This is a genomic window from Eggerthella sp. 1_3_56FAA (assembly GCF_000185625.1).
Classification (GTDB): Bacteria; Actinomycetota; Coriobacteriia; order Coriobacteriales; family Eggerthellaceae; genus Eggerthella; species Eggerthella lenta.
On sequence record NZ_GL622580.1, the window covers coordinates 895,422 to 913,394 of the forward strand.

Here is a 17,973-nt window from a genome sequence, read left to right on the forward strand (position 1 = left end):
GCCCACGCGCACAAGTAGGAACCCGGTTGCGGGTTGCGACGCTTCCCTCTATACTGTAGTACACGTAATACGTCGATGGGAGGCACAATGGAGTCGGTTATGACCGTGCGGTTGAACGGCGATATGAAGGAGCGCGCTGCCGCGATCATGCGGCGTGAAGGCTACACGCCGTCCTCGGCCGTCAGGCGCCTGTTCGAATACACCGTGAAACACGACGGCCTTCCTTTCGAGAAGAGCGAGAAGCCCGATAGGGATGAGTTGCGCCGTCGCATCGAGGCGTTCGATCAGGTGCACACGAAGCGTCCTTTGACGATGTCCGACGAAGAGCTGCGGGAAGCGCGTTTGAAGGATCGCTATGGATTTGATGCTTGATACCAACATCATTCTCGACCATATCGGTCGACGCGAACCGTTTTATGAGCTGTCGCGCCGCGTATGCCTGCTGGGAGTGGTCCAGGAAGCGTCCACCTACATTAGCGTGAATATGCTGACCGACATCTACTATCTGCTGCGCAAGGACCACGGCAGCGATGCTGCCCAGGAGATGATCGAGCATAATCTGTCGTTCCTTCAGATCGTAGGGGTATCGCCGGAGGATGCAAGGCGGGCCCTCGGCTTGCGCTGGGCGGATTTCGAGGATTGCCTTGTCGCCCAATGCGCCGCGAAAATCAAAGCGGACTACATCGTCACGCGCAACGTCAAGGACTTCAAAGCGTCTCCTGTCGAAGCCGTCACCCCTGAAGAGCTGTTCGCCCGTCTGCGCGAGCAGGGCTTGGACTACGAAGAAGTGGAGTGGTAGCGCGTTCGAAAAGAAGCCCCGCGCGGTGGGAGGGAACCGGCGGGGCTTGGGATTCGATGCTCGGGATGCGCAGGGCGTCCCGAGCATCGAAAGGGAGGGCTACTTCGCCGAGGCCGTCACGGTGTTGACGCGGTCTTCCTCGGGCATCATGCCGCTGACGATCTCGAGATCGGCTATCTCCTTGTCGGCATCTCCTCCGGCGGCGTTGATGCCGGCGATGCGACCGAACGTCAGGCAGCGACCATGGTTCGTGCCGGGGCAGATGGTGGGGTAGTCGTTCGAGAAGTATTCGCCGCCTGCGGCACCGCACACGTACAGGCCTTCGATGGGGTTGTTCTCCTCGTCGAGGACGTGGCATTCCGTATCCTGGCGCAGCCCACCCGACGCTGCCAGCAGCGTGGACACCAGTTGGCCTGCGAAGTAGGGCGGCGTATCGATGGGCCACAGGATTTCCGGGCGCTTGCCGAAGTCGTCGTCGTTGCCCTTCGCGGCCAGCTCGTTGTAGCGTGCGACGGTGGCCTTGAGCCCCTCGGCGTCGATCCCCGCTTTTTCAGCCAGCTCGTCCAGCGTGTCGGCTTGGAACAGCAGACCCTGGTCGATCTTCGCCTGGCGCAGCTTCAGCTCTACGTCCATGTCGAACGGCACACCGAAGCGGCGGTACTGCTGATCGGACGAGATGCCGCCCGAGATGCCGTCGTTGCACGACTGGGCGAACGATTCCAGCGAGTTCGCATCGTAGATGGTGAACGCCTTGCCCTCGGGTTGGTACGACTTCACGCACGACTTCGACTGCGTGTTCACGTCCTCGTTCATGAAACGCTGGCCGTTCTTGTTGACGTGCAGGAAGTTGTAGCTTTGCGCACCGGACTCCAGATGGATGGTGGCGCAGTGCGGCTCGGACTCCTGCATGGCCCCGCCAATCCACATGGCCTGCTTGTGCAGATCGCCCGTGGAAATGCCGAAGGGGATGTACAGGCGGCTGTCGGCATGCCAAGTGAAGGGCTGGTAGCGCGTGCGCATCTCGTCGTCGTCCAGGTAGTCGCCGGTGGCGATGATCACGGACTTCGCGTTTATCTGCTTGTACGACCCTTCCTCGCCCACGATGGCGCCCGTCACGGGCCCGTTGCCTTCGCGCAGCAGGCGAGCGCATGGCGTTTCGTAACGGTACTCGACGCCCAGCTTCTCGCCCTGCTCGATGACGGCGGGGATGAGCACGGCCATGCCCAGGCCCTTCGACACGCCGTCGAGGTACACGAAGTCGGTGGTGTCGTCGTAGAAGAAGTGCGTGATGGGCTCCTCGGTGTAGTCGGGGCCCTTGTAGTAGCCGGCCCACAGTGTGGGCTTCAAGCCCGATTCGGCCACGAGGTCGACCAGCCAGTCCATGCACGCGCCCGATTTCTTGGCGAATTGCCACAGCAGCGGTTCTTTCACGCGGCCGGTAGCCCACTCGATCAGGCGCCGCACGATGTGCGCGTAGTCGGCCTCTTTGAACCAACCCTCATTCACGTATTGCTTCACGAGCTTCGATCCGTAGGCCGTGATGTGTCCGCCGCGTCCGGAGTACGTGTTGCACTTGTCGATGCACAGCGTTTTCGCGCCCTCCTGCGCTGCGGCGACCGAGGCGATGGCGCCGGCGAATCCGCAGCCCACTACGAGCACGTCCACGTCCTCGGTTCCCGTGATCTGGTCGGCGGGGATGTCGGCCGGCGGCGTCATGAACGACCATTCGACGGCCGCGTTGGCTCCCAAGGGGTTGCCGGCGAGGCTCGCGGAGTCGATTGCGCCGCTTGCGGTAGCTGTTTCGTCGGCGGCTTGCGTGCTGGGGGCGCAGCCGGCGAGGCCGGCTCCTGCGGCGCCAAGGCTTGCAAGTCCTGCTCCAATGAGGAACTGGCGACGAGAAACCCCTGTTGAAGTGCGTGCGGCGCGTTCATTCTTCGACATAATGGAACTCCCTCTCTCCCTGATGGTCGTCGGTCGCTCAAGATGGAAGCGACCGAGCTCTTGGCGTAGACCATACTGAAATTCCAACGCGTCCCGCCATCCCCCTTGCGTGGTAAATCGCCGGAAACCGAATCTACCCCCGGAAGGGGTAGAGGCGAGACACTGACGCATGCTTGCTCTGTGCTACCATGCAACCACGGAATCAAGCAGCTCGGGGAGGGGCGATGTTGACCGTGCCGAATGTACAGGATGGCCGCGGCGGGGAGGCCGCATCGCGCTGCGCTTTAACGGGGTGGCAAGAGCGTCATGGCATGCTGCGCTCGTTTCGCCGCGAGATGCGCGCGCATCCGCGGCTGTCGATGGGCTTCGGCCTGTTCTGGACATGGGTGTGGCTTGTGTTCCAAACCACGTTTTTCAACCCGCCGTTTCTCGCGGCGCTCGACTTTCCGCTGCCTGGATGGGTCGTGCCGCTGTCGGCGTACGCCTGTACGTTTTTGGTGTTGGGCGTGCTGCTGAAGGCGAGGAGGATTGTGCCGCAAGGGCGATGGTACCGCATTGCCGTGCCGGCCTCCATGTCGATCGGCGTGACTACGTGCGGCATCCTTTCCTTCTCGCCTTTGACCGTGGAGCTGGTGAACGTCGCGGCGGTGTGCCTGGGCGGTCTTCTCATGGGCGCGGGCACGGCGTGCCTTCATGTGGAATGGGGTCGCATCTTGGGCGATCTGGGACCGCGCACCACCATTCTGCACGGCGTGGTGGGAACCGTGGTGGCTGCCCTTCTTACCGTGTGCATCACGTTGTTGCCTGAGGCGGCGGTGTGGGCAGCGGCGCTCGTCATCCCCGCCGCAAGCATGGCGTTGCTCATGCGCGACGCTCCGGTGACACCCGATCTGCTAGCGCACGGTTTGGACGCTCCTCTTCATGTGCCGCGCAAGTTTCTGGCCACGGCGTTCGTCCAAGGACTGTCGTTCGGCATCGTGCAGGCAGTGCTGCTCATGGGCGGACACGACGAGCCGGTGGTCGCCCTGTCGGCAGCCAGCTTCGCGGTGTCTGCCCTCGTGCTGTTTACGTGTGCGCTGTTCTTCCGCATGGACTTCAACCAGCTGATCTACCAGGTGGGATTTCTCATCATGTCGCTGGGCTTCTTGTTCCTGGCCTTGGCGGGGCCCGATGCGCTGCCGGGATTGTTCGTGCAAGCGATGGGGTACCGCTTCGTTGATATCATGATGTGGGCGCTGTGCGCGCTGCTCATCAGCAAGCGCGGACTGCCCGCCAACTGGGTGTTTGCCATTACGACGTGCTTTTTGCTGTTGGGCCAGATCGCCGGCGCCCTAGTAGCGAGCGCGACGCTCTGGGTGCTTCCGCTGTCGGTCGAGACGGCGAGCGATCTGGCTACGGTGATGGTGTTCGTGCTGCTGGCAAGCTCGCTGGTGATGTGCGACCGCAAGAACCTGCAAACCGGCTGGGGCATGGTGCGTCCCGGCGACATGGAGGAGCTTCCTGATAGCTTCGAGCGCGGATGCGAGCTGGTGTGCCATCGCAACGATCTGACCGCGCGCGAGCAGGAGGTGTTCGCGCTCCTTGCGCGCGGATCCAGCCGTGCGGCCATTTGCGACGAGCTTACGCTGTCGAAGGAGACGGTGAAAACGCATGTGCGCAACATCTACCGCAAGATGGGCATTCACTCTCAGCAGGATCTGCTGGCAGCTGTGGTGGCCGAACAACGTGCGCTCGGCATGCAGGAGGAGGGCGAGCTTGCCGAGGAGGCGCTGTAAACTGCCCTTCGGGTTCGAAAACTTCTTGAAACATTTCGCCGTTAGTTTGATTACGGCGTATTGATCATGCGGTTTGACCTGCGGCCGTGCTATCGTATGCGGGTGGTTCATCCGCGCGCGTCGCGGGAGGCCGCGCACCGCCTTGAACGCAACGAGTAAGGAGCTCATTCTCATGGCGAAGGTTTCGGAAATCTACGGCTCGATGGTATTCAACGAGCATACGATGCAGGAGCGTCTGCCGTCTGCCACGTACAAGAGCCTGATCAAAACCATGAAAGAGGGCAAGCCCCTCGAGATCGAGGTAGCGAACGTCGTGGCCCACGCCATGAAGGAATGGGCCATCGAGAAGGGCGCCACCCACTTCACGCATTGGTTCCAGCCCCTGACCGGCATCACGTCGGAGAAGCACGACAGCTTCCTCGACCCCTGCAGCGACGGCCGCGCCATCATGAGCTTCTCCGGAAAAGAGCTGATCCAGGGCGAGCCCGATGCCTCCAGCTTCCCGTCCGGCGGCCTGCGCGCCACCTTCGAGGCCCGCGGCTACACCGCCTGGGACCCCACCTCCTACGCCTTCATCAAGGACGAGGTGCTGTGCATCCCGACGGCATTCTGCTCCTACACCGGCGAGGCCCTCGACAAGAAGACGCCGCTTTTGCGCTCGATGAGCGCGGTGGAGGAGCAGGCCAACCGCGTGCTGGCCCTGTTCGGCGAGCCGCGTCAGCGCATCGTGCCCACGCTGGGCGCCGAGCAGGAATACTTCCTCGTGTCCGAGAAGGCCTATGCCAAGCGCCAGGATCTCATCATGACGGGCCGCACCCTGTTCGGTTACGCCCCCTGCAAGGGCCAAGAGCTCGACGAGCATTACTTCGGCGCCATCCGTCCCACCGTCAACGAGTTCATGAAGGAACTGGACAACGAGCTGTGGGCGCTCGGCGTGCCGGCTCGCACGAAGCACAACGAGGTGGCTCCGGCGCAGCACGAGCTGGCTCCCATCTTCACGAACGTGAATCGCGGCGTGGACGAGAACCTTCTCACCATGGAGAAGATGCGCCTGCTGGCCAGCCATCACGGTCTCGTGTGCCTGCAGCACGAGAAGCCGTTCGAGGGCATCAACGGCTCGGGCAAGCACAACAACTGGTCGCTGTCGGCCGGCAAGAAGAACCTGTTCGACCCCGGCGAGAGCCCCATGGACAACCTGCGCTTCCTCGTGTTCCTCGCGGGCGTCATCCAGGCGGTGGACGACTATCAGGAGCTGCTGCGCATGTCGGTGGCGTCCGCGGGCAACGACCATCGCCTCGGTGCCGACGAGGCGCCGCCGGCCATCATCTCCATCTTCCTGGGCGACGAGCTAGACGCTATCGTGGACGCGCTCATCGACGACCACGAGTACACGAACGCCGAGAAAGTGGCCATGGACCTGGGCGTGGCCGTGCTGCCGAACTTCCTCAAGGACAACACCGACCGCAACCGCACCTCGCCGTTCGCGTTCACCGGCAACAAGTTCGAGTTCCGCATGCCCGGCTCGGGCGTGAACCTGTCGGATTGCAACATGATCCTGAACACGGCCATGGCGAAGAGCCTCAAGGACTTCGCCGACGCGATGGAGGGCAAGGCCGGCGAGGAATTCGAAGCCGCCGCCATCGATTACATCCGCGACGTGCTGACGGCGCACCAGCGCATCATCTTCAACGGCAACGGCTATTCGGAAGAATGGACGCGGGAGGCGGAGCGCCGCGGCCTGGCGAACCATCCTACGACGGCCGACGCCCTGCCGTGCTTCGTCGAACCGAAGAGCATCGCGCTGTTCGAGGAGTTCGGCGTGCTCACGGAAACCGAAGTGCGCAGCCGCTACGAGGTGAAGCTGGAGAAGTACAACAAGCTGCTGAACATCGAGGCGCGCACGATGAAGCGCATGGTGCGCCGCGCCTACCTGCCCGCCATCAACAGCTACGCCGCCGAGGTGGCCGGCCACATCAACGCCATCCGGTCGGCTTGCGCCGGTGCCGACACCGACCAGCAGGAAGAGCTGCTGCGCCGTTTGCTGCTGGGCATCAAGGAGATCGACACGCAGCTGCGCGCCCTGGGCAAGCTGCACCACGAGACGCTGGAGATCGAGAGCGAGCAGGAGAAGGCGAACACCTACGCGCACGAGGTCATCCCCGTCATGGACAGGCTGCGCGCCGCCGTCGACGGGCTCGAAGTCCTCGTCGATCGCGACCACTGGCCCGTTCCCACGTACAACGACATCCTGTTCTACGTGTAAGCGAAACGCTTCCAGCGGCCCCGGCTATGCCGGGGCCGCTCGCGTTGTTGGGGGCGGTTGGAATCGAGGCCTGCCGGCAAAAGCGAGGTTTGACGGCAAAAACGAAGCCTGGTAACTTTGAAGGCGCTCTGCTTCGCGCAAATGTAGTCGAATGTAAGGCAGGTCCGTTATTTCCCCAGGTGGGAAAGTATCGCCTGATATTCTACCTTTGCCATAGGATTACCAAACCGCCTCGCTTTTACCGTGCGGAAGCGTTTTCGGCGTCACGGATCGGTGGAAGCAGTTCGCGAGGGTGTATACTCGTTTTCGTTGCGCCATACGAGTGCAAAGCCTGATGAATCCTTCGATGTCTGACGGAGGTTGTATTGATGAAAGCCGAGGGACGGCTTTTCGAAGAAGCCCTTGCCTCTCTGCGGAAGTGGCGTTTTCTGGTGATCGGTGGCGCGTTGTGGTGGTGCTGCCATTTTCTCACTCTGTACCAAAACGATATCGTCTCTTTGGATCCGATTGTCGGTTTTCCCGACATTATTTGGCTTTCGTGCGTGCTTGCAACTCTCGTGGTGTTCGTGGTGCTTATGTTCTCTCCTCGGCTTCGTCGGGCATACGGAGGGACTCGAACCTATATTGCGGCATTCTTCTGCGTTATCGGCGGTCTAGCGTGCTTTCCTCTCGCCGCCACAGAATCTGCTTTGGCGTTCGCTGGCTCGCTTCTTTCGGGGACGGGTATCGGCATCGTGTTCGCCTTGTACGGATGCCTTCATGCCCGCTGCAGGCATCGAGACATTCTTTTGCTTTGCGCCGTGGAGCAAGGTATCGCGCTGCTCCTTTTTGCGGCGGTGAACATTCTTGAGATTCCTGCGATTCCGGTTGCCATGGTGTTCGGCACGTTGTCTTTGCTGTTAATGCATGCCTCGAGCCGCGTGGGTGCAGACGAGAATCGCGAACCGTCCGTTGCGCTCGATGCGAATGTGGGGCAGCTTGCATTTTTGGCCTTCTTGATAGGGCTTCCTTACGGTCTTGTGCGCAACATGGTCTCGCAAGTCGGGGAAGGTTGGGCAAGCGCGGCGTTGCCGCTCGTGCTGGCGGGCACCTTCGTCGCCGCGGCGCTCTTGTTGGCGGTTTACTTCTCGCGACAGCGTTGGGGTTTGGTGAAGCAGTTCGCGGTTGTGGTGGCTCCGTTGACTGCGGCGAGCATGGCGTTGTTGCCCCTTGCATCGTTGAACCAGGTAGTTCCAGCGATTGTGGGGAATGCGGGCTTCGTGTCTTTTCTTATGCTGCAGTACTACTACGCGGCGGTGCTCAGCGCTCCATCCGAAAAGCCCCAGTCGAAGCTGTTGTTCATCTTGGGTGTGTTTACGCTGGCTGACAATTCGGGGCAGCTAGTAGGGGCCCTGCTTCCTTCTGAGTTTGCGAGCGCTGCTTCATCGGTGATGATCTACATTATATTAGTATGTTGCATATTCCTATTCTCGCGCAGACGAGACGCGCCCTCGAAGCTTCATGCTGAATCTATCGCCGACGATTCCGTCAGGCTTTCGGAGCTTTCGCTCGACGATGCGGCGTTCGAGCGGTACGACCTCACTATGAGAGAGCGAGAGGTCCTTCTATTGCTGCTCAATCGGCTGACGTACGAGGAAATAGCGGAGCGGCTCTTCATAAGCACGAATACCGTCAAAACGCATGTGGGGAACGTATACAAGAAGACGGGCGTGTCTTCGCGCAAGGAGCTTGTTTCGAAGTTTTAAGCGAAGGCGCAGGATGCGGGGCGTTGAGATGGCAGTAGTACTTTTCCGGTGATCTGTTTGACATGCATCCAGCTCAGCTCATCGATTGCGATGATCACCCGCTTCCTCCGATGTAAACCTTCCGTCGGATCCGTACCCTTGGTCCTGCTTGCAGTCGGGCAAGCGAACGACCAAGGAGGGACGTATGGAATCAACGATGGATCGACGCTCGTTTCTGAAGGGGTCTGTGCTTGCAGGAGCTGTCGCTTCTACGGGCATGCTTCTTGGAGGTTGCGCGCCGAAAAAGGAAAGCGAATCGGCCGTCGAAAAAAACGGCAAGAGCGCTGGCGATGGAGGGGCTGTCGATTGGCTTGGCGCTCCTCAGACGATCGACGAAGGCGATATCGCCGAAACGTTGGAGTGCGATGTGCTTGTAATCGGCGGCGGGCTTTCCGGGCTATGCGCCTTGAATGCGGCTGTTGAGGAAGGCGCGAATGCCATCCTTATCGAAAAGCACAGCTGCTCGCGTTACGGCGGCATCTTCCATTCTGCAATCGGTTACGAAAAGCAGGTGGAGGCTGGAGTGACCCTCGACCCGGAAGAGGTGCTCAACAACGAGCTTGTTAAATACGGGCCGCTGTGCGACACGTCGTTTTGGGCAACCTGGGCGCACGAAAGCGGTGCGATCATGGATTGGCTTTTGGAGAAAGCCGAAGCGAACGGGGTTGTTATAGGCATGCCCTTCACGCAGTACCCCGAAGGCGTCGATCCAAGCAAGGAGCCCTACATCACGATCCCCGGCAGCTTCACCACGGGATGGGATCACTTCATCGAAGAGGGGAAGGAACGCGAAAAGTATCTTCTCGATGCGCTGACTTCCGAAGCGGTGAAGTCTGGAGCGCAGGTCAAGTACAACACGCCTGGTTTGTACCTGGAGCAAACGGATAACGGCGCGGTGGGTGGAGCCGTCGCGCAGGCCGAAGACGGGTCGTATCTGCGGATCAAGGCGGCAAAGGGCGTTATCGTGTGTACGGGGGACTTTGCAGGTAACGAAGACATGTGCACGGCGTTGCTGCCTGAAACGATCGCCAAGGATATGTACGACTGCAACGCATACACCTCCTACATGGAATCAGACGAGCAGCCGAAGGGTCGTTTGGATACGGGAGACGGCCATAAGATGTGCATCTGGGCAGGCGGTGTCATGGAGGACAATCCCGTCGCTACGATGGGGTGGCCCAGCGTAGCGGAGGCTGGGCTGCTGCCGTACATGGGCGTGAACTCCATCGGCGAGCGGTTCGCCAACGAGGCTAATGCGTTCATGATAATCGGCCGTATCGCATACGATCAGCCGTGCGCCGCAGAGAAGGGCGCTCATTTTTGGAAGATCGTCGATGCGAACTATGCTCAGCAGACTGCGGACATGAAGCCGATATGCATGTTCGGCGTCATGGAGAGCGGGCTGGACGAGGAGACGATGTCGAAGAGCCCGAACGTAAAGGCGGACACGATCGAGGAGCTCGCTTCCGAGATGGAGGTCGATCCAGAGGTGCTGAAGGCCTCGATCGACCGGTACAACGAAATGGTCGCCCAAGGGTTCGATTCCGACTTCGCCAAGCCTAGTCGCTACTTGTATCCGATCGAGACCGCGCCGTTTTACGCGATCAGGGCGCAGCAGTCGTTCATTCATACGATGAGCGGCGTGCTCTGCTCGCCTGATCTGGAGGTTTGCGGTTCGAACGGGGCGATTCCCGGACTCTACGCTGCGGGCAACGTGGTTGGACGACGCTTCGGCAACCATTATGAAGCATCGTTGCCGGGCATGTCGAACGCTTTTGCGATCGTTCACGGTTACCTGGCTGGGAAGCATTGCGCGGCGCGCAGGTAAAAGGAATCGGTTCCCAGTAGATGCAGCTCCCTATGCGGCGCAAGCCTCTCCGGCTTGTGCCGCATTTGCCGCCTGCGCACGCCGTGCGTTCCCTTAGGCTTATGCTCCTCATCGGACTATGCCATTGTGAGGGAGCTCAGATAACCAAGCGTCTCGTTGGAGCAGGCCCCTCTTGCAAGGCGCAAGATCATGAAAGAAGATTAAAGCTGCATGAAGCGTGCGAAAGCCGCAGCTATCTAGCGCTCTTGCGGGGCAAGGTCGTTGTCGGAGGCAGCGGCGGGTTCGCTCCCTGCATCCTTGATGCCCCTGAGCGGCACGTTCGAGCGCAGCAGAGCCACCCAGCCGGCGATGGCGACGCCCATCGAACCGACGATGATGGCGCCCACGCCCACCACGTAGTTCGGCCACGGCAGTACGGCGGCAAGCATGCCGACGCAGCCGATGGCGGTGTGCGCGAAGTTGATCAGCGACGATGCGGCTCCGGTATCGCCTTCCTGCTGCGACAGCAGGACGTTGGTGCTGTACGGCCGAACGGCAGCCTCCGTCAGCGCGAACGCAAGGAACGTGATGCAGAACAGCTGCGGGCTCGCTTGGCCCACGGCCAGCATGGCCGCGCCGGACGCCAGCGCGATGCCCAGCAGGATGCTGGTGAACCGCCGCGCGGACATGAACCGCGAGGCCGCAAGCCAGATGAACGGCCCCGCAGCCGTCAGCAGCGCGGCGAACGCGAAGTACATGCTGTACTCCAGCTCGGTCAGCCCGAAGAACGTGATGTACACGTACGAACCGACGGCGATGTACGCCATGAACGGCAGGTTGTACAGCCCGACGATGCCCAGGAACGCCGAGAACCCCTTGTTGCGCGCCACCGCGCCCAGCTGCTTCACGCTTCCCAGCACGGTGCCCTCGTAGCGTTCGCTGACGGGAAGCGTCTCGTCGAACAGCAGCGCCAGCCCGGCGCACAGAAGGCCGATGCCCGCCAGTACCCAGAACGTCATGCGCCAGTCGGCGACCTGCAGGATGAGCGCGCCCGCCACCGGCGCCAGCACGGGCCCTACCACGAACATCACCTGCACGACGGACAGCAGAGCCTCGCGCCGTTCGGGAACGACGGCGTCCTTCACCACCGCCGTGGACACCGCGCTCACCGCCCCGGCGCCCAAGGCTTGCAGGATGCGCGTGGCGATGAGCATGACGATGTCCACTGACAGCGCGCATAAAGCGCTGGCCAGCGCATACGTGAGAATGCCCGCCAGCAGCATGGGTTTGCGTCCGTAGCGGTCGCTTGCGGGCCCGAACGCCAGCAGCCCGACGGCGAAGAACAGGAAGTAGCCCACCAGCGTGAGGTTCACCATGCTCTCCGACGTGTTGAAATGCTCGGTCATGTGCGGGACGGCCGGCGTGTACATGTCCAGCGAAAGCGGCGTGACCAGCGACGTGATGACCAGCAGCACGATGAGCCCCAGCGGCCCCAACCGCCGTTGAGGCCGTGCGAGCCACGAGTGTAGTGCCATGTGCGAGATCTCCTTGCGAAGCAGGTGTGTCCAGGTTGAGCTTCCAGTATAGAAGACTTCGCCAGCGTCGTCAGGCGGGCAAGGTGGGCAGCGTGAGGGTGAACGTGGTGCCGCGCTCGTCGTCGCTGGCGGCAGCGAGGTTGCCGCCGTGCTCCTCGGCGATGGCGTGCGCGATGGCCAGCCCCAGGCCGTAGCCGCTGTCGTCGCGCGTGCGCGCCTTGTCGGCGCGGTAGAAGCGGTCGAACACGTGGGGGAGATCCTCGGGCGCGATGGCGAAGCCGGTGTTGTGCACCGCCAGCTCGATGCGGCGCACGCTTTGGCGCAGCGATACGTTCACGCTGCCGCCGTCGTCGGCGTACTTGCATGCGTTGTCCAGCAGCGTGCCCACCAGCTTGCGCAGCCTCATCGCATTGCCGCGCACCATGACGCTCTCGTCCAGCTGCGATTGCAAATCGACGGCGCGCTCGAACGCCACGGACTCGAACTGCAGCAGCTCGCCTTCCACCAGGTCGGTGAGGTCGAGCCGCTCCATGGGCGGCGGCGCGGCGCCCTCGTCGACCTGCGCGAGCAGCAACAGGTCGCCTACCAGGCCCTGCATCTGCTGCGCTTCGTGCTGAGTGCTCTCGATCCACTGGCTCTGGCTGGCGATGCTGCGCTCGGGATGCTCCAGCAGGATGGACGTGTTCGCGAGGATCACGGTGAGGGGCGTCTTCAAATCGTGCGAAGCGTCGGCTACGAACCGGCGCTGCTGGCGCCATGCGCGATCCACTGGCGCCAGCGCCCACCGCGAGAAGAACATGCTGATCACGAAGAACGCAGCCAACGCCGCCGCGCCCACGCCCGCCAGTGTGACGGCCAGGGTCTGCCAGCCGCTTGCGGCGCTCATGTCCGCGAACGCGAGGTACGCGGCGCCTCCCACGGTGCGCTTCTCGTAGAACAGCCCTAGGCCGTCCAGGCTGCCGGAGCCGTCGGGCTGATCGGCCAGCGCGGCCGCGGCCTGCGCCAGCACGTCGTCGGCGATGGACGCCGTAGTGCGCGTTTGAACAGCTGCCAGCGAGCCGTCGGCCTCCACCGAGAACACCGCTACGGGAATGGCGGGATCCGATCCGCCGCGCTTGCCGCCGATCTCGGGGGGCATTCCGTTTGCACGGGCGGCGTCCGCTGGCACCTGGGCGCCGGGCTGGGTGCCGCTCGACGGGCCGCCGCCCGCGTCGCCTGCGTGGGCAAGAGCAGCGTCGAGCGTCTCGTGCACGCGCGCGACGCTCTGCTGGTAGTCGATGACGCAGATGGCGGTGAACACCACGGCCAACACCACGGCAACGGTGGCCATGTTGAGCGCGATGAACTTGACGCGCAGCTTCTTCAGCATGGAAGGCCCGCGCTTTCCGAGGCGTCGTCGGGCGCGGCATCGGCCACGAACCGGTAGCCCGCGCGCCGCAGCGTCTCGATGCGCGCCGTCGATCCCAGGAACTTCATCTTCTTGCGCAGAAACGACACGTAGGCCTCCACGTTGTTGTCTTCGGCGCTCGACTCCACGCCCCACACCTTCGCGATGAGCATGTCCTTCGACACCACCTGCCCGGCGTTCGCCATGAGCACCTTGGCCAGCGAGAACTCCTTGTAGCTGAGGTGTATGGACTTCGACCCGCACGCCAGGTCGTAGCTTTCCAGGTTCAGCACGAGGTCGCCGGCGGCCAGCTTCTCGAACAGCACTTCGCCCTGGCGGCGCGTGAGCGCGCGCAGGTGAGCCAGCAGCTCGGCGGGCGCGAACGGCTTGGTCATGTAGTCGTCGGCGCCGCTGTCGAGGCCGGTGATCTTGTCGGGCACGGCGTCGCGCGCGGTGAGCAGCAGCACCGGCACGCTGATGCTTTTGCGGCGCAGCTGGGCCACCACGGCGAAGCCGTCCATCTTCGGCAGCATCACGTCGAGGATGATCACGTCGTAGTCGCCGCATTCGGCGTAGGCGAGGCCGGAGGCACCGTCGTGCACGACGTCCGTCTGGTAGCCGTTCTCGGCGAGTATGTGCGCCAGCGCCTGCGCCAGGCGCACGTCGTCTTCAACGATGAGGACTTGCATGGCGACCTGCTTTCTTTCGCGCGTCCTAGCTTCCATTGTACCGTCAGACCTGAAAAGCGTCTGAAAGAAACAGGCGAAGGCCCTTTTCGCGAGCGTGTTGCTTCTGCGCGAGCGCTCGGGCGGAGGCAGGCCCTTTCAGGGAACTTTCAGGCAGCGCGGCTAGGATGCGGTGTCTGATGGAAAGGACCGGTATCCCATGACAACGTTCACCGACGTATTCGAACGCAAGGAAGTGAAGTACCGCCTGGATGCGCGCCAGCACCGCGCGATGGCAGCCACGCTGCGCGGTCGCATGGCACCCGACGCGTTCGGCCGGACGCGCATCGTCAGCCGCTACTTCGACACGCCCGAGCGCGCGCTCATCGAGCGGTCGCTGGACAAGCCGCTGTACAAGGAGAAGCTGCGCTTGCGCAGCTACGGGTCGTCGCAGGCCGACGACCGCGTGTTCGTGGAGATCAAGAAGAAGTACAAGGGCATCGTGTACAAGCGCCGGGTAGGCTGCTCGTTGGCTGCGGCCGAAGCCTATCTGGGCGGAACGCCGTACGAGCAGGCTTGCATGCGATTCCCGCTTCCCGATCCGGCGATGGCCGCCGAGTCGCTGTCGCCGCGCAGCGCGCAGATCGCCCGCGAGATCGACGAGTTCATTGCGCGGTACCGGCCTCTGCGGCCTTCGATGCTCATCGAGTGCGAGCGCGTTGCGTACGCATCGATCGCGACGATCGCCGCGGCGGCAGGCGACGGCGCAACCGGCTTGCGCGCGCTGACCGACGTGCCGGACGACCTGCGCATCACCTTCGATACCCGCATCGTCTACGGCGATCTGTTCGCAAGGGATGCCGGAGCTGCAGCGCATCCGCTGCTCCCCGACGGCGATGCCGTGATGGAGATCAAGTCGTCCGGCCCGTTTCCGCTGTGGCTCGTTCGCGCGCTCGATGCGTGCGAGGCCTACCCGACGTCGTTCTCGAAGTACGGGGAAGCGTACCGGGCCTGCATGGCCGCTTATCGCGGCGCGCCGTCGTTTGCGACAGCGCGCGCGTCCCAAGCGGCCGCCGAGCAGAAGGCCGAGCGGTTCGCCGCGGCGTTGCGCGGCCGCCGCCCTCGTCGCTTCCGTGCGCCGTCGCACACGCCTACGCGCTGCTGAGGTGCCTGACCGTTCGAAAATCCCTCCCTCTCTACCCGAAAGGAACCAATTGTGCTCGATACTGCATTGACCTCGATATTCGGACCGACGGAATCGCTCGTTGCAGGCGTGTCCACCGTCGATTTCCTACTGTGCTGCCTCGCGTCCATCGTGCTGGGCGCGGCGGTGGCGCTCATCTACATGTTCCGCCACACGTACTCGAAGAACTTCGTGGTGACGCTGGCGCTGTTGCCGCTCATCGTGCAGATGGTGATCACGCTGGTGAACGGCAACCTGGGCGCAGGCATCGCGGTGATGGGCGTGTTCAACCTCGTGCGCTTCCGTTCCATCCCCGGCAGCGCGAAGGACATCGGCAGCGTGTTTCTGGCCATGGCCATCGGCCTGGCCACGGGCATGGGCTTCATTGTGCTGGCCGTGCTGTTCACCATCATCGTGGCTATCGTGAACGTGGGCTACGTGCTGTCGCCCTTCGGCAAGCAGAAAGAGCCGGAGAAGACGCTGAAAATCACCATTCCCGACGACTTGGAGTACGACGGCGTGTTCGACGACGTGCTGAAGCGCTATACCGATGAGCACGAGCTGACGATGGTGCAAACCACCAACATGGGAAGCTTGTTTCTGCTGGAATATGCGGTGCGGATGAAGCAGCCGGGAACGGAGAAGCGCATGATCGACGAACTGCGCTGCCGTAACGGCAACTTGAAGATCACCTGCGGGCGCGCTGCTGCGAGTAAGGACGTGTTGTAATGGAGGGGGCGAAAGCAATCTTGTTGCGGCTTTTCCGGAGGGCGCGTGGGGCGATGCCCAGTCGCTCAGACAGTCCTCGCTGCGCTGTGGAACTCGCTTGGTGGGCATCGCCCCACGCGCCTGGTCGAAAGGCGGTCGCGGTTGCGCTTTCTTTCGTGTTGGTAGCGGGGGTTGGCTCCCTGGCGGGGTGTTCGTCGGATCTGGGGGGCGGGGGGTCGGCTGCTGGGGTGGCCGTTGATGGGGGTGAGGCGGACTCTTTCGGGTCTGCTTCCGACTCTGGCGAGGCTGCTTCGTTTGCCGAGGTTGCGGCGGCTTTCGACGCGTCGGCACTCGATCTCGACTACAGCAAGCGCGATACGGATGCTTCTTACGACGATGCTTCCGCCGTGCATATCGTGCTGGGCGGGGGGTCGGCCAGCGTGGAGGGCAATGGCGCGACGGTTGACGGCTCCACGGTGACCATCACGGCCGAGGGCGTCTACGTGGTGTCGGGTTCGCTCGACGACGGGCAGCTGGCGGTGGAGGCGCCTGAGGACGCGAAGGTGCAGATCGTCCTCGCGGGCGCGACCATCCACAACGAGGACGGGCCCGCCGTGTACGTGAAGCAGGCCGACAAGTGCTTCATCACGCTGGCCGACGGGACGCAGAACGCGCTCACCGACGGCGCGGAATACGTGCTCGAAGACGGCTCCGACGAGCCGTACGCCACGCTGTTCAGCCGTGCCGACCTCACGTTGAACGGAACGGGAGCCTTGACGGTGACCAGCGCGTACCGCCATGCGGTGTGCTCGAAGGACGACCTTGTGATCACGGGCGGCACCTATGTGGTGAACGCGGTGGAAGACGCGCTGCGCGGACGCGACTGCGTCAAGATCGCGGACGGCGACTTCACGCTGATCGCGGGCGGCGACGGCATCAAGTCGAACAAGGATACGAAAGCCACGAAGGGATTCGTGTCCATCGACGGCGGAACGTTCGTCATCGAGGCCGGCGACGACGGCATCCATGCGCAAACCTACCTGCGTATCGCGGGTGGCGACATCTCCATCGCTGCGGTGGACGACGCGCTGCACTCCAACCTCGAGGGCCTGCTGGCGGGCGGCGCGCTCGATATCGAAGCGGGCGACGATGCCTTCCATGTCGAGACGAAGCTCGTCATCGACGACGGCACGGTGAACGTGAAGGCGTGCTACGAGGGCTACGAAGCTGAGAAGCTGTACATCAACGGCGGCGACACCCATATCGTGGCCAGCGACGACGCCATCAATGCGGCTGCCGCCGATCTCGGCGACGACGATGCCGACGAGGCGGCCGATGCGTCGGTCGAGGCGCCCGGCTCCGAGGACGGGGCGCTGCCCGGCGGCATGGAGGCGCCTGAAGGTGCTCCCGACGGGATGACGCCTCCGGACGGGGTGAACGGCATGGATGGCGAGGCTCCCGAACTGCCCGAAGGCGTGGAGACTCCCGACGTGATGGGCGGCACGCCGCCGTCCGGCGCTCCGCAGCGAAACGGCGAGGGCGCCAACGAGCGCGAGCTCAACGGCGGCGCGCCCGACAATGCATTCGCCGAAGGCGGCGCGGGCGGCATGGGCATGGGCGACGAGAACTGCCTCATCCAGATCAACGGCGGCTACACCGTGCTCGATGCTCAAGGGGACGGCGTGGACAGCAACGGCTCGGTGGAGATCACGGGCGGCGTGCTGCTGGTCTGCGGCCCCACGAGCAACGGCGACGGAGCGTTCGACTACGATCTGACGGCGACGGTGACCGGCGGAACGGTGCTCATGGTGGGCTCCAACGGAATGGCGCAGAACTTCACCAGCGGAGAGCAGCCTTTCGCGTTCGCCACGGTCAGCGGCTCGGCCGGCCAAAACGTGGCCGTCGTAGACTCCGACGGCACGGTGGTCGCCTCGTTCACGGCGGCCAAGCAGTTCGGCATGGTGCTGGCCACCAGCCCCGCGTTCGTCGAAGGCGGCACGTATTCGCTGGTCATCGGAGGCACCGTGACCGGCGCGAACGCCGACGGCTACACCGACTCCGGCACGGTGGAGGGCGGCTCCACCACCGAGATCGCCGCGTCAACCACCGCATCCGGCGGCATGGGC

13 protein-coding genes are annotated in these 17,973 nt (G+C 63.1%); 9 read left to right on the plus strand and 4 right to left on the minus strand.

What is annotated here, in order from left to right; translation table 11 throughout:
* The first annotated feature begins 99 nt into the window (after positions 1 to 99).
* Positions 100 to 372: a type II toxin-antitoxin system RelB/DinJ family antitoxin gene (locus HMPREF1023_RS09120; RefSeq protein WP_009608106.1), complete on the plus strand. Its 273-nt coding sequence runs from the start codon at positions 100 to 102 to the stop codon at positions 370 to 372.
* Entirely contained in the window at positions 356 to 799 is a 444-nt protein-coding gene (locus HMPREF1023_RS09125) for a PIN domain-containing protein (RefSeq protein WP_009305962.1), read from the plus strand. Before HMPREF1023_RS09120 ends, HMPREF1023_RS09125 begins: the two co-directional genes overlap by 17 nt.
* 99 nt (positions 800 to 898) lie before the next feature.
* On the opposite strand, the gene HMPREF1023_RS09130 is transcribed toward HMPREF1023_RS09125, so the two are convergent.
* Positions 899 to 2,740 carry an FAD-binding protein gene (locus tag HMPREF1023_RS09130; protein ID WP_009607954.1) on the minus strand — a complete coding sequence of 614 codons (1,842 nt, stop codon included), beginning with the start codon at positions 2,738 to 2,740 and terminating at the stop codon, positions 899 to 901.
* 311 nt (positions 2,741 to 3,051) lie between these two features.
* On the opposite strand from HMPREF1023_RS09130, the gene HMPREF1023_RS09135 reads away from it, so the two are divergent.
* From HMPREF1023_RS09135 to HMPREF1023_RS09150, 4 genes are all read left to right on the plus strand, one after another.
* Positions 3,052 to 4,515 carry a helix-turn-helix transcriptional regulator gene (locus HMPREF1023_RS09135; RefSeq protein WP_009305964.1) on the plus strand — a complete coding sequence of 488 codons (1,464 nt, stop codon included), beginning with the start codon at positions 3,052 to 3,054 and terminating at the stop codon, positions 4,513 to 4,515.
* A 172-nt stretch (positions 4,516 to 4,687) separates the two neighbouring features.
* Positions 4,688 to 6,778 carry a glutamine synthetase III gene (locus tag HMPREF1023_RS09140; RefSeq protein ID WP_009305965.1) on the plus strand — a complete coding sequence of 697 codons (2,091 nt, stop codon included), beginning with the start codon at positions 4,688 to 4,690 and terminating at the stop codon, positions 6,776 to 6,778.
* Between the two features lie 368 nt (positions 6,779 to 7,146).
* A complete protein-coding gene (locus tag HMPREF1023_RS16145) occupies positions 7,147 to 8,523 on the plus strand; it encodes a helix-turn-helix transcriptional regulator (protein ID WP_009305966.1) in 1,377 nt (458 codons plus the stop codon).
* Positions 8,524 to 8,707: 184 nt separating this feature from the next.
* Entirely contained in the window at positions 8,708 to 10,390 is a 1,683-nt protein-coding gene (locus tag HMPREF1023_RS09150; protein ID WP_009305967.1) for an FAD-dependent oxidoreductase, read from the plus strand.
* Positions 10,391 to 10,626: 236 nt separating this feature from the next.
* On the opposite strand, the gene HMPREF1023_RS09155 is transcribed toward HMPREF1023_RS09150, so the two are convergent.
* From HMPREF1023_RS09155 to HMPREF1023_RS09165, 3 genes are all read right to left on the minus strand, one after another.
* A complete protein-coding gene (locus HMPREF1023_RS09155) occupies positions 10,627 to 11,904 on the minus strand; it encodes an MFS transporter (RefSeq protein WP_035578769.1) in 1,278 nt (425 codons plus the stop codon).
* A 70-nt stretch (positions 11,905 to 11,974) separates the two neighbouring features.
* Positions 11,975 to 13,273 carry a cell wall metabolism sensor histidine kinase WalK gene (locus HMPREF1023_RS09160; protein WP_009305969.1) on the minus strand — a complete coding sequence of 433 codons (1,299 nt, stop codon included), beginning with the start codon at positions 13,271 to 13,273 and terminating at the stop codon, positions 11,975 to 11,977.
* Complete coding sequence (locus tag HMPREF1023_RS09165; protein WP_009305970.1) at positions 13,267 to 13,980, minus strand: response regulator transcription factor; 714 nt, start codon at positions 13,978 to 13,980, stop codon at positions 13,267 to 13,269. The genes HMPREF1023_RS09160 and HMPREF1023_RS09165 overlap by 7 nt, the downstream gene beginning before the upstream one ends.
* A 196-nt stretch (positions 13,981 to 14,176) precedes the next feature.
* Between HMPREF1023_RS09165 and HMPREF1023_RS09170 the strand changes: the two genes are divergently transcribed.
* The 3 genes from HMPREF1023_RS09170 to HMPREF1023_RS09180 form a co-directional block, all read left to right on the plus strand.
* Positions 14,177 to 15,121, plus strand: a complete 945-nt coding sequence (locus tag HMPREF1023_RS09170) for a polyphosphate polymerase domain-containing protein (protein WP_009305971.1) — start codon at positions 14,177 to 14,179, stop codon at positions 15,119 to 15,121.
* 51 nt (positions 15,122 to 15,172) lie between these two features.
* Positions 15,173 to 15,868 carry a DUF4956 domain-containing protein gene (locus HMPREF1023_RS09175; RefSeq protein WP_009305972.1) on the plus strand — a complete coding sequence of 232 codons (696 nt, stop codon included), beginning with the start codon at positions 15,173 to 15,175 and terminating at the stop codon, positions 15,866 to 15,868.
* Positions 15,869 to 16,095: 227 nt separating this feature from the next.
* Positions 16,096 to 17,973, plus strand: a 1,878-nt coding sequence (locus tag HMPREF1023_RS09180) for a carbohydrate-binding domain-containing protein (protein WP_009305973.1), incomplete at its 3' end; no start/stop codon positions are given.

Excerpts from the sequence above, each read along its gene's own strand:
- HMPREF1023_RS09120 (WP_009608106.1), top strand. The coding sequence starts at position 100 with ATGACCGTGCGGTTGAACGGCGATATGAAGGAGCGCGCTGCCGCGATC.
- HMPREF1023_RS09125 (WP_009305962.1), top strand. The coding sequence starts at position 356 with ATGGATTTGATGCTTGATACCAACATCATTCTCGACCATATCGGTCGA.
- HMPREF1023_RS09130 (WP_009607954.1), bottom strand. The coding sequence starts at position 2,740 with ATGTCGAAGAATGAACGCGCCGCACGCACTTCAACAGGGGTTTCTCGT.
- HMPREF1023_RS09135 (WP_009305964.1), top strand. The coding sequence starts at position 3,052 with ATGCTGCGCTCGTTTCGCCGCGAGATGCGCGCGCATCCGCGGCTGTCG.
- HMPREF1023_RS09140 (WP_009305965.1), top strand. The coding sequence starts at position 4,688 with ATGGCGAAGGTTTCGGAAATCTACGGCTCGATGGTATTCAACGAGCAT.
- HMPREF1023_RS16145 (WP_009305966.1), top strand. The coding sequence starts at position 7,147 with ATGAAAGCCGAGGGACGGCTTTTCGAAGAAGCCCTTGCCTCTCTGCGG.
- HMPREF1023_RS09150 (WP_009305967.1), top strand. The coding sequence starts at position 8,708 with ATGGAATCAACGATGGATCGACGCTCGTTTCTGAAGGGGTCTGTGCTT.
- HMPREF1023_RS09155 (WP_035578769.1), bottom strand. The coding sequence starts at position 11,904 with ATGGCACTACACTCGTGGCTCGCACGGCCTCAACGGCGGTTGGGGCCG.
- HMPREF1023_RS09160 (WP_009305969.1), bottom strand. The coding sequence starts at position 13,273 with ATGCTGAAGAAGCTGCGCGTCAAGTTCATCGCGCTCAACATGGCCACC.
- HMPREF1023_RS09165 (WP_009305970.1), bottom strand. The coding sequence starts at position 13,980 with ATGCAAGTCCTCATCGTTGAAGACGACGTGCGCCTGGCGCAGGCGCTG.
- HMPREF1023_RS09170 (WP_009305971.1), top strand. The coding sequence starts at position 14,177 with ATGACAACGTTCACCGACGTATTCGAACGCAAGGAAGTGAAGTACCGC.